Here is a 15261-nt window from a genome sequence, read left to right as displayed (position 1 = left end):
TTAATGATGGATATACTTAAGTGTATTAGGGTATCATCACTTTAATATTTAGACTATAAACAAATAGGTATCGTTAATAACTAAAAGATTCATCCGCATCTTTATAAGACAGAAATAAGATTGCCGACACTCATTTCAAAATCAATAAGTTCTTGCCGTTGCTGTAATATAAAACTATTATCCTCTAAACTCCCTACAACAACATCGCGTTCTTCTGTACTATTATACACCATATTTCGAAAAGGATTCTGATAATCCTTAGCCCTGCTCCCGTAAATTTCCTTTACCATCCACCTTTTGTGTTCAATAGCTTCAATTAGCCAAGACTTTATGACCTCAACATTAAGTGTTTCTGCTGACTCTCCTGTTATTTCAAGCAAGGAGGCTAAAGCATGTGCAAGCTTAGTTTCGGGATATCCCCTACTAAGTTCATGATAATTCTTATGTACATCCTCCCAATGATCAATTTCACCAGATTTAATTCCATTTAAAAGATGCTGTATAGCATCCTTCTCAATTAATTGTCCTCCAATATTTTCCCAATCCTTACGTTGACAATCGCGCATCTTAATACGCAAATCTTCATAACGATGTTTAATTAAAAAATCGATGAGATGAATAGTACCATAATACTTGATAAAACGCTTAAAAAGAGAATAAGCTTCCTGAATTTTCACGATTTCAACTTTTCGTTTCGAATGTTCAAAACCTGACATATGAACCACTGATGGCACTTGGTCACCACCATGAGTTAATTTAGTTTTTCCTCTATGTATAGTCTCTTCTTTAGACAATTGTATTTCCGCATTATCATCCGACCCTACAGCATGCTCAATCATTTTTATAGCATTAAATAATTCGTTTACCGTATCGGGAGCTAAAATATCATATTCTAAATATTGATTTTTCAGCAACCTTTTGTCTCTCACTTCATATTTATTTGCATTACGAATGAGTGCGTACATATTATACATAAACCAATAACCTGGAATGATTGTCAACTTATCATTCTTAACATCATTATTCACCAAAGAAAATGGAATTTTGATATCCATTTCATATGGAAAATCACCTTTCACCAAAAGTGTGTATGAGGCAAATCTTGAATTATGCTTTAGGCTCACGCACAGACCAGGCCAAAACCCACGTCCTGCTATAATCTCTCCATCTGCAGCCCTAGAGTTATGGTTAGAACCAACAGTAGCACCTGCTGCCATATTACTTTGTCCCATTATCATTGCAGCACATAAAAACGAATTATTATGATGTTGCTCATGCGCTGGGAAAATCAATGAATTCAAAACTTCACAGCAAGAAATTGTCGAATTATCACCTAAAAATGAGTTAATAAGACGTGCCCCATATTTTAATTGAGAAAATGACGAAAGAACAAAACGTACGGCTTTTACACCATAAAAAATGCGACAGCCATAACCGACGATACCATTCACCAACTCGCACCCTTCCCCTATTTGTGTGTAGGCCTCCGGAGAAGAGTTAATGGTCAAGTTTTTGAGTTTATTGATACCCTTAATATAGGCGTCTGAACCGATCTTTACATTCTTTATATTCTGTGAGTTCTTGATAATGCAACGATCTCCAATGACACTATATGACCCACGGGTTTTAGTGAATCGTTTCTCAGTAATTTCTTTAAACCGCTTCTGCAATTGATGATCTTGCCTATTTCTTGTCCATAGATAAGCATCTGCAGCCTGCATGCCATCAAAAGGTAAAATGGACCTAATACCATTTTCATTACATAACTCTAAAGCAATCCGCAGCTGCTCGACTTCTCCTTCCCTTAATATTCCATTTCCAAATTTAGCAGTACTACTAGTTTCCATTTCACTAATATTACTCAATAGTACCTCGTTACCAATAATGAAATGTGCCATATAGCGGACATGATGAATCGCAACATGATTACCTAAATCACAGCTCACAATTGTGCTGTTGTAAATTCCGGATTCTAACTTCAGGTTCCGATATTCTAGATAAATAGGTGCCATATCACCAATCCGCACCAATCCAAAGAAATTATTATGTTTAATTTGATTGGGTATAAATGATGTACTCACTTGTATATTGCCCCAATCATCAGCACGATTATCATTCTGAACTAAAATGACAATTTCTTCTGGAGTCAACTTCCTATAATCTAACTTGGGGTTTTGTTCAAACCTTAAATAATTTTCATCTCTACCATTCGAAACAAACTCTTCAGGAATAAAGTCAAAACCCAAGCGATTAATATTTCCTTTTTTAATCTTGCTCATGTATCATTATTCAACAGTAACTGATTTTGCTAAATTTCTAGGCTTATCAACATCTTGATTACGCTCCACGCCCATATAGTAAGACAACAACTGTAAGGGTATAACAGAAAGAATTGGCGCAACAATTTCATCCGCATCAGGGATCTCAATATAGTCTTCTGCTAACGCTTTCGACGTCTCATCACCATCTGTTATCACAGCAATGATATGACCTTTCCTTGCTTTTACTTCCTGAATATTGCTAACAATCTTCTCGTGATATCGATCTTTGGTTGCCACAAAAACAACCGGTAGATTTTCATCAACCAATGCAATAGGACCATGTTTCATCTCTGCTGCGGGATAACCTTCAGCGTGTATGTAGGTAATCTCTTTTAATTTTAAAGCACCCTCTAAGGCAATAGGGAAATTATAACCTCTTCCTAAATATAGAAAATCTCGGGCATCTTTATATTTCCGTGCAATCTCTCTAATTTTCGGAATCTGTGTATCCAAGATTTTTTGTACTTTATCTGGTATCGCGCTCAATTCCTTCAACAAATGTGCATACCGCTCTTGGTCGATAGTTTTTTTGATATGTGCTATCTTGAGTGCAATTAATTCCAATACCGTTAATTGCGCCGTAAATGCTTTCGTGCTGGCGACACCAATCTCTGGTCCAGCATGTGTATAAGCTCCCGCATGTGATAAACGGGCAATAGATGAACCTACTACATTGACCACACCTAAAATAATGGCTCCTTTACTTTTAGCATTTTCCAATGCTACTAATGTATCTGCCGTTTCACCACTTTGCGATATAGCCAAAATAACATCTCCCTCGTTCACGATAGGATTTCTATAACGAAATTCCGAGGCATATTCTACCTCAACATTAATTCTACAAAGTTCTTCGATTAGATATTCCGCTATGAGTCCAGCATGCCAGCTGGTGCCACATGAAACAATAACAATACGATTCGCTTTGCAAATCTGCTCGGCATATTGTTCAATACCACTCAATGTGATCGTCAATTTTTCCAAATCTAGTCTTCCACGCATTGAATCAAAAATAGCCTGAGGCTGTTCTATAATCTCTTTTAACATGAAGTGCTCGTATCCTCCCTTTTCAATGGCGGCTAACTCCAGATCCAATTTTTGAACATAGGGGGTTACGCGTTCATTTCCCAAATTTTTAAGAATAAGTTCATTTGGTTTAACAATCGCCAACTCATAATCGTTTATATAAACCACCTCATTGGTATAAGCAAGCATCGGTGAAGCATCAGAACCTAAAAAGTGTTCTCCTTTCCCTATTCCAATAACTAATGGACTACCCTTACGGGCAGCAATAATAGTTTCTGGATGTTCTGGCTCGATCAACAAGATGACATAAGCTCCCACAACACGCTTTAGTGCTATCCGAACCGCCTCCTCCAAACTGCAATTATTTTTCTGTTTGATTTCCGATATAAAATAGAGTAAAACTTCGGTGTCAGTATCACTTTTGAACTCATACCCTTTACTTAGCAATTCATTTTTAATGGTCTGATAATTTTCAATAATACCATTATGTATCATTGCTATTTGACCATCTGGTGTATAATGTGGGTGTGCATTTACATCCGAAGGCTCACCATGAGTAGCCCATCTTGTATGTCCAATTGCAGTATGGGAACTGACATCATGATCAATTACTGCCGTTTCCAAATTTGCTACTTTACCAGCCTTTTTAAAAACAGCCAGTTTATTTTGCTGAAGCAGTGCTATTCCTGCACTGTCATATCCACGATACTCTAATCTCTTTAGTCCATCAAGAACAATTGAAAAAGCTTGACGAGGACCTGTATAACCAACTATACCACACATAATATAATTTTACGTTTTTAGTTAAATAATCAGAACAAAAGTAGCAATTTTTTATATGCAATCGGTTGCCTTATGTTATTTTATCAAAATTTAACATTAAAACAATATAAAATATACCAAAATAAAAAAGCCCTGCTGATTGAGCAGGGCTTTTTTATTTGATTTAACTTATATTTTAGTGCTTCGTAGACATCTCATCTACATAGTCATCGCTTGGTACATAGTCCGCAACCATTTCTGCCTCGTAATCTACTTTCTCGTGCTTACCAAATTTCCTTTGTATTCCATCAAAAATCGAATAAACGACAGGTACAATAATCAATGTTAAGAATAACGAAGATAACAAACCACCAATAATTACAATCGCTATACCGCGGTTCATATCTGCGCCATCCCCTTGTGCCATTGCAATTGGCACCATACCAATCACCATCGCAATCGTCGTCATTAAAATCGGACGTAGACGTGCATGATTTGCTGCTACTAGAGAATCGTAAGTATTAAATCCAGCCTCTTTCTTATGGTTTGCAAAGTCAACCAGCATGATAGCATTTTTTGCGACCAAACCTATCAACATAATAATACCTAAAATTGTAAAGATATTTAATGTTTGGTTGGTCAATGCTAACAGTAAGAATGCTCCAATGAAAGATAATGGAATCGAGAATAAAACAATAAATGGTGTTGCAAAGCTATCATAAAGAGCAACCATAACAAAGTACACCAATACAATTGATGCTAGTAAAGCGATACCCAAGGTACCGAACCCCTCTTGTTGATTCTCCATATTACCACCCCATTTGAATGAGACACCAGGTTTTAATTTCAATTTACTGAATTCTGCTTCCCATTCGGTAGCAATCGTTCCTGCAGGTTTTCCTACTACTTGTGCTTGAACAGAAACCGAAGGAGATTTATCGCGACGTTCCAATAAAGTAGGCCCAGAACCATATCCAATATCCGCAAATTGCTCTAATTTAATCGACTCACCCTTTGCATTGATAAATTTCAGGTTTTTCACATCATCCATACTACCTCTTCCAAATTCATCGTATCGAATATTGATATCATATTCCGTATCTCCAGCACGGTACTTTGTGTCTGTATTACCAGAGAAAGCAGTCTGCATAGTCATACCCACTGTAGCTACATTTAGACCTAGTGCATTCATCTTATCACGATCCAACTGCACATTGATTTCAGGATTACCATCTTCTGAGGTTAATTTCACCTCGGTGGCTCCAGAAATATTACGTAACAATGCCGCAGCTTTATCAGCAAACTCTAATGCATCTTTTTGTGAAGATGCAATTACAGTAAGATTCAATGGAGCTTGTTCCGCACCCATGATACCAATTGATACCGTTTTCACCTTTGCTCCTACCAAGTGGTTTTCCATTTCTCTCTTCAACTTAGCCGAATAGACTTTCGTTGATTCTAGTTTATTTTGCCCCTCCTTTAAATAGATCTGCATTTCCGATTTATATTTTGTACCTGATGTACCGGCCATCATACCATCCGAAGCTTGACCAACAGTGGTAATAACGCGTTCGATTTCTGGTCGTCCAGCTAAATAAGATTCTGCTTTCTGCGTCATAAAGTTGGTTTGCTCAATAGAAGCATCTTTATTTAATTCCAATTGTAGATAAAATTCACCTTTATCATTCCCTGGAAAGAAATCTGTTCCTATATAACCTTTGAATAATAACCCTAATGACGCCACAAACATAACTATCGTAAGCAGTAAGGTAATAACCTTATTCTTTCTACTATGAAGTGACCATTCCAATATACCTGATATCCCGTGTGTCAATTTCTGCAACCCAGCTTCAAATTTCTCTAAAATACGACCAAAGAATGTGTTGTTACTGATATGCGATAATTTTCCGTATCGAGAGTATAACCAAGGTACAACCGTAAAGGAAACAAGTAATGAAATTAACGTTGCAAATATAACTGTCACACAGAACTGGCGAAGAATATCCGAAACCAAACCTGTTGATAGTGCAATCGGTAAAAATACAACAACAATTACCAGTGTAATAGCCGTTACTGTAAAACCAATTTCTGCAGCACCATCATAAGCTGCACGAACCTTACTTTTACCCATCTGCATATGACGATGGATGTTCTCGATTACAACAATAGCGTCATCGACCAAAATCCCCACCACCAGCGATAGCCCCAATAAGGACATCAGGTTTAACGTATAGCCCATGACAAATAGACCAATAAAAGTTGCTATCAATGATAATGGTATCGCCACAACTGCTATAAAGGCATCTCGTAAACTATGCAAGAAAAACAGCATAATAAAACCTACCAATGCAACGGCAATCATCAAATCATGCATCACATTACTTGCTGCATTGATAGTATAATCCGTTGAATCACTCGCTACGTCGATTTTGATTTTTTGCTCTGCATAATCTTTTTCAACAACTGCAATAGTCTCCTTAACAAGTTTAGAAACGGCCACCGCATTTGCATCGGACTGTTTAAATACTTGCATCAAAATTGTATTTTTCTGATCTATACGAGAGATTTTCTCGATGTCCTTAATACCATCTTGCACGTCTGCGATATCGCTCAAACGAATAGAGACACCTGAAGGCGTCGTAATCGGAAGGTTACGCATCTGATCTAAAGAAGTAAATTTACCCGATAAACGAATGGTTGTTTGACTATTTCTTGATTTTATACTTCCAGTTGGAAAATCCAAGTTAGAAGAAGCTATAATTTTCTGAACATCACTTATAGTCAATCCATATCCCTCTAGTTTTTCAGGATTGACACTAACTTGGATTTCACGCTCTTCACCACCAGTTAAATCGATTTTGGCAACCCCTAATATACGTGCAAAAACAGGTTGAATTTTTTGATCCAATAAATCATATAATTCTTTTTCAGATAAGCTAGATGTTACCGACAAGTTCATGATTGCCACATCATCTAAAGAGAATTTACTCAAAGAGGGAGTTTCAGCATCTTCGGGTAAATCATTAATAACGGCATTAATCTTACGCTGGGCATCTGTCAATAGAAAATTGACATCCGCTCCCGTATTCAGTGTAATCATAACGACCGAAACACTTTCCATTGATTTTGTTTCGATTTTTTTTACGTTTTCCAAAGAAGAGACAGCATCCTCTATCACTTTAGAAACAGAAGTTTCCACCTCTGATGGAGCAGCACCAGGGTAAACCGTTTGTACCGTAATCACATTCACATCAAATTTAGGAACTAATTCGTACCCCAAATTTAAATAAGACCCTATACCACCAATTGTCAATAATAAGAATATGACAATGATGATACTCGGTCGTTTTATAGATATTTCAGAAATTTTCATTTAAAACTTGCGTTAATTATTTAATAACCTCTACTGCAGTACCGTCCAATAAATTGATCTGTCCTGTCGTAATAACCTGCTCTCCGCTTTCAATTCCAGAAATGATTTCAACTTGATCTCCAAACACACGACCGGAAGTCACTTTTGTAAGAACAGCTTTACCATTTTTAATAACAAACACTTGGTTTGAACTTACAGAACCTACAAAAGCATCTCTTGGTACGACCAAAGCATTAGATACTTGACCATCTCCAAAATATGCAGTACCATACATACCTGCCTTTAAGTCATGCGTGGCATTGTTGTTGATTTCCAATTCTACAGGAAAATTAAGACTCCCATCTGCCTTTGGCGCTATGAATGTAACTTTACCCTGAAAGGTTTGATTAGCAAGTACAGCTGATTCTACTTTAATATTTTGACCCAATTTGATTGCACCAATATTCTTTTCATCAACGTTTACTTTCAATTTCAAAGAAGAAACATTTACAATTTCGAATAATTCATTACCAGGACTTACATAAGCACCAGGTTCAACACTTCTACGATTAACGATACCCGGAAAAGATGCTTTTACATTCACATCAGAAGCCGAAATTTGAGAAGAACGCAAATTGTTTTTAGCATTTTCCAATTGTAACTTCATTTGATCCAATTGTTGTTTAGTAACTCCCCCTGTAGAAAATGCACTTTCAAATCGAGCAACCTCATTCTTGGCGTTTTCATAAACGGCTTGTGCATTAATAACACTAACATTCTGTTTATCACCTTCAATAAAAGCTAAAGTCTGTCCCGTCTTTACATAAGCGCCTTCTTCTACGAGAACACGTGCAACTCGACCGGCAACTTCCGCTGATAGCTTTACCTCTTGTTTTGGTAAGAAAGTACCATTAGTAACATATACATTATTAACTTCCTTGATACCAGCTTCGGTCGCACGCACAGCTACTGCTGCATTTTTTTGTGCCACCACAGCTGTTTGTGAATCGTTTTCTTTCTTGTTATTGTTTAACACATACATAATTCCTGCTAAAGCAGCAATTACAATGACTCCTGTTATAAATATCTTTTTCATATAAATCGGTTACTATTTGCTATTTAATAATGTATTTAATTCCCCTTTTGCTTTGATCAACTGTACCTCAGCAACTTTATAATTCAATAATGAAGTACTTAAGTTATTTTGTGCATCAGCATATGCATTCTCCGCATCCAAAAGATCTGTCAAAGTTGCCAGTCCATTCTTATAATTATTCTGCGTATCATCCAACACCTCTTTTGCTAAACTCACATTCGCACGATTATTATTTATTGTCAATAAACTATTTGTAATCTGTGATTTAGCATTTTCATTTGCTAGACTTAAAGCAAGTTTTGTATCTTCTAAATCTACTTGAGCTTGTTTCAATTGAATCGTCGCTTGATTAACTTTTGCTTTAGTTGCACCACCTGTAAATATTGGAATAGAGAGGTTAAGACCTAGTCCAGAAGTAGAGTTCCAGCTAAAATTTCTTCCTCCTAAAGGAAATTTAGTCCCAAAACCGGTATAACCAATATCTCCACCAAATGATAAATTTGGATAATAAGCAGCTTTAATGGCATCCCGATTTAATTCCAAAAGTTGATGTTGTTTTTCCAACAATCGAACTTCTGTTCTTGATGACAAATCCAAAGCTAGCAAGTCTGCTGTAGATGGATTTATTTCAAATGTTTCATTAGGCAGAATCACTTCCTGGTCCATCGACATACCAATAGCAAATTTTAATGCATTTTCTTTCAATTCCAATGCATTTACCAATATTTGTCTATTTGCTTTTAGATTATTGACAGCAACACTTGTGCGATCCAAATCAATTTTCTTTCCTAAACCGGCCTGAACGAGACCCGCAATCACACCGCGTGTCTTTGTCGTACTATTTAAATTATCTTCAACAGTTTGCAACTGCAATTGAGATTGGAAAACATCATAATACGCATTAGCCACTTTTTCAATTAATTGTTCATCAGATAAGTCTTTATTAATCAAATAAAATTCTTTTGTTGTTTTTGCAGCCTTTAAGCCTGTAAATAATGACTGATTAAAAAGCTGCTGATTAACAGAAAGCATTGCATTAGAATTCCAAGGCTGTCCCATCTTGATAATCTGAGTCACTCCACCAGCTTCTAACGCCATTCCAGGAATCAATACATTATACTTAAGTGATGCGGATCCACTAATCTGTGGAAGTGCTCCTGCTCTAACTTCATCTATTTGGTATTGGGCATTTTCTAAATCAAGTGTAGATTTTTTCGCCTCAGCTTTGTTTTCGAGTGCATATTTAAGTGCCTGATTCAAAGTCAAAATCTCTTGCGCATGCAAAAAATTCACTGAGAACAAAGCTGCTAAAAGCACCCCTACGATTTTTATTCTTTTCATTTTTATAATTGTTCGAAACCTTAATTAAACTTTAATCCGTTGTATATTAATATTGTTGCTTCTTTTTGCTTCTGTAAAACTTCACCCACATTGCATTGAGTAGGTATTCCAGTAAAAACATCTGGAAGAATACCTATCAGCCCTATACTTTTCATGATATAAACATAAGTTTCACTTGTCTTATCTATATCAGCAATTGCCAACTCCTTCCTATTCACACCTTTCTGCAACAATTTACTCACTTGAACGATTTGCTTAGCATGAATATCGCGCATCAATGTCTGTAGAGATGCTCCCTTGATCCATTCCATATTTTCATTCATGTGTAACATATAATGACGCTCGATAAAGGATGACCTTAATTCCAATAGCTCTAATAATAACTCAATTATTGGAGAATCAGACTTCTCTATCAAATCTTGCTCCAACTTGATGAAATCATCTGTAACCTTTAAAACAACATCATGAATGAGCGAAGCTTTATCAGCATAATAATAATACAGATTGGCTTTCGTAATTTTGACATCCTCAGCAATTTCATTCATAGCAGTCTTCGAAAAACCGAAATGTGCAAATCTTCTTAAAGCAGCCGCAATAATAAGATCCTTTTTACTATCTATATTTGACAACATACTTTCCTTTTAAACTTTTGACTTTATATAACATTTGGTCAAAGATACAAAAAGACGAAAACAGCCGCAATTTTTTTGTCAGCGGAACGTCAATTTTTATAAAATAAAAAAGTGCAAATCAAATGATTTGCACTTTCTTATTTTATAAAACCCCAAAACTAAAAGGTTATACTATTTTGAAATTGTTTTAAAAACTTCCGTTTATCAAGTTTATAAAGTCTCGCCGCTCGATAAGCGACACCTTTTTGTACCTCATCTAGCTCTTTAAGAAAGCCGTAATTTATCATTTTCTTTCTAAAATTTCTTTTATCCAACTCTTTACCTAAAATACTTTCATAGACCAATTGCAGTTGAGTTAGCGTAAATTTATCAGGAAGAAGTTCAAAAGCTATCGGTGTATTAGCAATCCTGCGACGCAGTTTTTCAACACTTTGTTTTAAAATTGTGCTATGATCAAAAGCCAAATCAGGCACTTTATTCAATGGAAACCATTTAGCCTGACGCATATAAGACGTTACTGGCTTAAGTTTAATTTTAGTTTTATCCAATTGTAGCAACGCATAATAGGCTACAGTTAAAATCCTTCCCTGAGGATGTCTCTTCAAGCCTGCAAAAGCATATAATTGATCCAAGAATACGTCTTTAAGACCTGTATTCTCATATAATATCCGTTTAACGGCATCTTCCATTTCTTCATCATTATTAACAAAAAAACCAGGCAATGCCCACCAATCCTTAAAAGGATATTCATTTCTCTCTGTTAGCAGAACGTGTAGTTCCCCTTCATAAAATCCAAAAATGACACAATCGACTGTAAATGTTGTATACAAACCTTTTTCTAATTTAATATCTTTACTGAAACCAATGAGTTGAATATGTAGCTTATGCTATAAAGTTAATAACTTTACCTTAATTTTTGTTGAAACAAAAAAATAAAAAATAATTTCAATAGTGTAGAAAATACACTATATTCGTAAAACCTAAAAATTTTTGACTGTGGTGAATATTAAAAGAATTGGAGTTTTTACATCTGGCGGAGACGCACCCGGCATGAATGCTTGCATTCGAGCGGTAGTCCGTACAGCTTTATATGAGAATTTAAGTGTTACAGGTATATACCAAGGGTACCAAGGTATGTTGGACGCTAATTTTACAGAAATGACATCGCGTTCCGTGAGTAATATTATTCAATTGGGCGGGACTATTCTCAAAACTGCTAGATGCCTAGAGTTTAAAACGAAAGAAGGACGAGCAAAAGCATATGAAAACGTCAAAGCTGCTGGTATAGATGCACTAGTTGCAATTGGTGGTGATGGTACTTTTACAGGTGCTGATTACTTTTCAAAAGAATACGACATTCCTGTAATTTGTATACCAGGAACAATTGATAATGATTTATACGGCTCAGATTTCACCTTAGGTTATGATACAGCTACCAATACGGTAATAGAGGCTATCGACAAGATCAGGGATACTGCTGCTTCACATGAGCGCCTATTCTTTATCGAAGTTATGGGTCGCGACTCAGGTTGTATTGCATTGAACGCAGGTATAGCTGGTGGCGCAGAAGCGATTTTATTGCCTGAAAAGGAAACCGCGATTGATGAATTAATCGATCATTTATCAGCTGCAGATGGCCGTGGCAAGAAATCATCCTCTATCGTTATTGTTGCCGAAGGCGATCAAAATGGAGGCGCCTATAATGTCGCAAAAAAAGTCAAAGAAAAATTTGATTATTATGACACAAAAGTTAGTATCTTAGGACACTTACAACGTGGTGGTTCTCCATCAAGCTTTGACCGTGTATTAGCAAGTCGATTGGGTTTCGCTGCGGTAAAAGAATTGTTAAAAGGAAACAATCGTATGACAGTCGGTGTTAGAGGAAATGAAGTTGTTACAAGTCCTTTAGAGGATGCTATTAATAACAAAGAATACAAATTAAGCTCCGATATGTTAGAGCTTGTTCAAGTATTAGCTATCTAGGTAAAAGAAAATAGAATTCAGATGATTGCAGTAGTCTACAGTGGTTCAAAATTCGCAGATTGGAGATTAGCCGACAAGGGTCGAGTGGTAACTGGATTTCGCACCAGTGGAATCAACCCCTACTTGCAAGATGAAAGATATATTGCCCAACTCTTAAATAAGAACACGAATCTGATCAATAATGCTGAAAAGATTAAACGAATCTATTTTTTTGGTGCAGGATCATCTTCTCCAGAACGAAAAAACAAAATCAAAACTGTATTCGAAAAGTTTTTCATAAATGCCAAAGTAAAAGTTGAACATGATGTTATTGCATCTGCAATATCTACATTTGGTGATGAAAAAGGCATTATTGGCATCATCGGAAGTGGGTCAAATGCCGCGTATTACACTGGGAAAAAAATCATGTCCAATAATTACGGACTAGGTTATATATTAGCAGATGAGGGTTCTACAAATTGGACCTCAAGGATGTTATTAAAACATTATTTAACAGACACACTTCCTCAAGACTTGGAAGACAAGTTATTAAATAAATTTGCTATTGACAGGAAAATTATCTTGGAAAAGGTCTATAACTCGCCACAACCAACGATTTTCTTGAATTCCTTCTCTGATTTTGTTCTGGAAAATAAAAATCATCCATTTATTATTCAGATTGTAAAAAATGGTTTCCGTTTGTATTTAAAAACTTTCATCAAGCCTTTGTACAAAGAACATCCGGATAATCATGTTAATTTTACTGGATCTGTAGCTGCAAATTTTGAAAGCCTTCTAAAAGAGGTTGCAATAGAAGAATTTAATTTATCAATAGGAACAATTACAAAAGAACCTATTCATAATCTTATAAAATATTATATCAATAAAAATTAATAATATGAAAATTGGAATTAACGGATTTGGCCGTATTGGTCGTTTAGCATTCAGAGCTGCGGTAAATCGTCCAGGTGTTGAAGTTGTTGGTATCAATGACTTGGTAGAGCCAGATTATATGGCGTATATGTTGAAATATGATTCAACTCATGGTAAATTCGATGGTACAGTAGAGGTTGTCGACGGAAACTTAGTTGTTAACGGTAAAACTATTCGCGTTACAGCAGAAAAAGATCCTGCGAACTTGAAATGGAATGAAGTTGGTGCTGAAGTGATTATCGAATCAACAGGTTTCTTCTTAACACAAGAATTAGCTCAAAAACACATTGATGCTGGAGCTAAAAAAGTAGTAATGTCAGCACCTGCAAAGGATGATACTCCTACTTTCGTTATGGGCGTTAACCATAAAGATTTAAAAGCTGACCAACATATCGTTTCTAATGCTTCTTGTACTACTAACTGTTTAGCACCAGTTGCTAAAGTTTTGAATGACAAGTTCGGTATCGTTGAAGGTTTAATGACAACTGTACACGCAGTTACAGCTACACAAAAAACAGTAGATGGCCCTTCAGTAAAAGACTGGAGAGGTGGACGTGGTGCTTACCAAAACATCATCCCTTCTTCAACAGGTGCAGCTAAAGCTGTTGGTTTGGTTTTACCTGAATTAAAAGGTAAATTAACAGGTATGTCTCTACGTGTTCCTACCGCGGACGTTTCAGTTGTAGATTTAACAGTTCGTTTGGCTAAATCTGCTTCTTACGAAGAAATCAAAGCAGCAATGAAAGAAGCATCTGAAGGCGAATTAAAAGGAATCTTAGGTTATACAGAAGATGAAGTTGTATCTAGTGATTTCGTAGGTGATCCACGTACATCTATCTTTGATGCAAAAGCGGGTATTTCATTGAATGACAACTTTGTAAAAGTTATCTCTTGGTACGACAACGAGTGGGGTTATTCAAACAAAATCGTTGATTTAGTTCAAGAAGTTGGTAAATTAGGTTAATCCTGGTATCAATACTACTATAAAAGGGCTTTTAATTAAATTAAAAGCCCTTTTTATGATACCTATTTTTTTTAAAAAGGTTTACTTTTCAGCAATTATAGACCGGTCCAAGTGCACATAGCCGCCATCCACATGAATAAGCTGACCAGTCGTATGACTCGATTTATCAGACAAAAGAAATAAAGCAGTATTTGCTATTTCTTCGGATGTCGTCATGCGATGCCCCAAAGGGATACGATCGGTTATTTTCTTCAACATTTCTTCTGGGTTATCCAAGGTTTGTATCCATGTATCATATTGTGGCGTAGCACATTCAGCAACAACAATTGCATTGACACGAATATGGTAAGGTAGCAACTCCACTGCCCACTCTCTAGTTAGGGCATTACGTCCTCCATTTGCTGCCGCATAAGCCGAAGTATTCCCTTGTCCCGTCTCCGCAGTTTTAGAACTAATATTGACAATACTACCCTTTGACGCTTTCAATGCATCCAGAGCATGATGGGCCATTAAATAATAATGAACTAAATTTTTATGCAGTGACGCTACGAACTTTTCATAATTACCAGAAGCTAAACCTACACCATCATTAACACCAGCATTATTGACCAAACCATCGATACGTCCAAAACGAATTAATGTTTGCGCAATAGCAGCTTCACAATCCTTCGGATCCGCCAATTCGGCTTGCACGGAAAAAGCTTGACCACCAAGAGCCTCAACCTCTTGCCCGACGAGCGTATTATCCTCTTGTCTACGACCGACTATCACAGGGATAGCACCTTCTTGTGCTAAACCAAGAGCAATGGCCCTACCAATTCCTTTTGCACCACCAGTGACGATTATAACTTTATCTTTCAAATTTAGATTCATAC

General features: G+C 36.3%; 11 protein-coding genes. 3 read left to right on the top strand and 8 right to left on the bottom strand.

Going from position 1 to position 15261, the window contains the following annotated elements:
- Positions 1 to 101: 101 nt before the first annotated feature.
- From KO02_RS10700 to KO02_RS10670, 7 genes are all read right to left on the bottom strand, one after another.
- Positions 102 to 2279 (bottom strand): DUF4954 family protein, encoded by a 2178-nt coding sequence (locus KO02_RS10700; protein WP_038698197.1) that lies wholly within the window; start codon positions 2277 to 2279, stop codon positions 102 to 104.
- A 6-nt stretch (positions 2280 to 2285) separates the two neighbouring features.
- Positions 2286 to 4127 carry a glutamine--fructose-6-phosphate transaminase (isomerizing) gene (gene glmS / locus KO02_RS10695; RefSeq protein ID WP_038698195.1) on the bottom strand — a complete coding sequence of 614 codons (1842 nt, stop codon included), beginning with the start codon at positions 4125 to 4127 and terminating at the stop codon, positions 2286 to 2288.
- A 175-nt stretch (positions 4128 to 4302) separates the two neighbouring features.
- On the bottom strand, positions 4303 to 7479 hold the full coding sequence (locus KO02_RS10690; protein ID WP_038698193.1) for an efflux RND transporter permease subunit: 3177 nt from the start codon (positions 7477 to 7479) through the stop codon (positions 4303 to 4305).
- Positions 7480 to 7495: 16 nt separating this feature from the next.
- The gene (locus KO02_RS10685) at positions 7496 to 8554 is read right to left on the bottom strand and encodes an efflux RND transporter periplasmic adaptor subunit (RefSeq protein WP_038698191.1); all 1059 of its coding nucleotides are present in this window, start codon (positions 8552 to 8554) and stop codon (positions 7496 to 7498) included.
- A 12-nt stretch (positions 8555 to 8566) separates the two neighbouring features.
- Positions 8567 to 9895 carry a TolC family protein gene (locus KO02_RS10680; protein WP_038698189.1) on the bottom strand — a complete coding sequence of 443 codons (1329 nt, stop codon included), beginning with the start codon at positions 9893 to 9895 and terminating at the stop codon, positions 8567 to 8569.
- 20 nt (positions 9896 to 9915) lie between these two features.
- Positions 9916 to 10527: a TetR/AcrR family transcriptional regulator gene (locus tag KO02_RS22750; protein WP_051959870.1), complete on the bottom strand. Its 612-nt coding sequence runs from the start codon at positions 10525 to 10527 to the stop codon at positions 9916 to 9918.
- A 158-nt stretch (positions 10528 to 10685) separates the two neighbouring features.
- Positions 10686 to 11357: an NUDIX hydrolase gene (locus KO02_RS10670; RefSeq protein ID WP_081918356.1), complete on the bottom strand. Its 672-nt coding sequence runs from the start codon at positions 11355 to 11357 to the stop codon at positions 10686 to 10688.
- 220 nt (positions 11358 to 11577) lie between these two features.
- On the opposite strand from KO02_RS10670, the gene pfkA reads away from it, so the two are divergent.
- From pfkA to gap, 3 genes are read left to right on the top strand one after another with little or no spacing between them, the layout of a single operon-like run.
- Positions 11578 to 12510, top strand: coding sequence for a 6-phosphofructokinase (pfkA, locus tag KO02_RS10665; protein ID WP_051959869.1), 933 nt, complete (start codon positions 11578 to 11580; stop codon positions 12508 to 12510).
- 21 nt (positions 12511 to 12531) lie between these two features.
- Positions 12532 to 13383 carry a hypothetical protein gene (locus tag KO02_RS10660; RefSeq protein WP_038698184.1) on the top strand — a complete coding sequence of 284 codons (852 nt, stop codon included), beginning with the start codon at positions 12532 to 12534 and terminating at the stop codon, positions 13381 to 13383.
- A 4-nt stretch (positions 13384 to 13387) separates the two neighbouring features.
- Positions 13388 to 14386 (top strand): type I glyceraldehyde-3-phosphate dehydrogenase, encoded by a 999-nt coding sequence (gap, locus tag KO02_RS10655; protein ID WP_038698182.1) that lies wholly within the window; start codon positions 13388 to 13390, stop codon positions 14384 to 14386.
- 81 nt (positions 14387 to 14467) lie between these two features.
- On the opposite strand, the gene KO02_RS10650 is transcribed toward gap, so the two are convergent.
- Entirely contained in the window at positions 14468 to 15259 is a 792-nt protein-coding gene (locus KO02_RS10650) for an SDR family oxidoreductase (RefSeq protein ID WP_038698180.1), read from the bottom strand.
- Positions 15260 to 15261: the final 2 nt, after the last annotated feature.

The organism is Sphingobacterium sp. ML3W (genome assembly GCF_000747525.1).
Taxonomy (GTDB): Bacteria; Bacteroidota; Bacteroidia; order Sphingobacteriales; family Sphingobacteriaceae; genus Sphingobacterium.
The sequence above is the reverse complement of the archived record's forward strand: the minus strand, read 5'-3'. Positions and strand labels throughout refer to the sequence as shown.

Coding starts and splice junctions, on each gene's coding strand:
- KO02_RS10690 (WP_038698193.1), bottom strand. CDS start 7,479: ATGAAAATTTCTGAAATATCTATAAAACGACCGAGTATCATCATTGTC.
- gap (WP_038698182.1), top strand. CDS start 13,388: ATGAAAATTGGAATTAACGGATTTGGCCGTATTGGTCGTTTAGCATTC.
- KO02_RS10680 (WP_038698189.1), bottom strand. CDS start 9,895: ATGAAAAGAATAAAAATCGTAGGGGTGCTTTTAGCAGCTTTGTTCTCA.
- KO02_RS10700 (WP_038698197.1), bottom strand. CDS start 2,279: ATGAGCAAGATTAAAAAAGGAAATATTAATCGCTTGGGTTTTGACTTT.
- pfkA (WP_051959869.1), top strand. CDS start 11,578: ATGAATGCTTGCATTCGAGCGGTAGTCCGTACAGCTTTATATGAGAAT.
- KO02_RS22750 (WP_051959870.1), bottom strand. CDS start 10,527: ATGTTGTCAAATATAGATAGTAAAAAGGATCTTATTATTGCGGCTGCT.
- glmS (WP_038698195.1), bottom strand. CDS start 4,127: ATGTGTGGTATAGTTGGTTATACAGGTCCTCGTCAAGCTTTTTCAATT.
- KO02_RS10685 (WP_038698191.1), bottom strand. CDS start 8,554: ATGAAAAAGATATTTATAACAGGAGTCATTGTAATTGCTGCTTTAGCA.
- KO02_RS10660 (WP_038698184.1), top strand. CDS start 12,532: ATGATTGCAGTAGTCTACAGTGGTTCAAAATTCGCAGATTGGAGATTA.
- KO02_RS10650 (WP_038698180.1), bottom strand. CDS start 15,259: ATGAATCTAAATTTGAAAGATAAAGTTATAATCGTCACTGGTGGTGCA.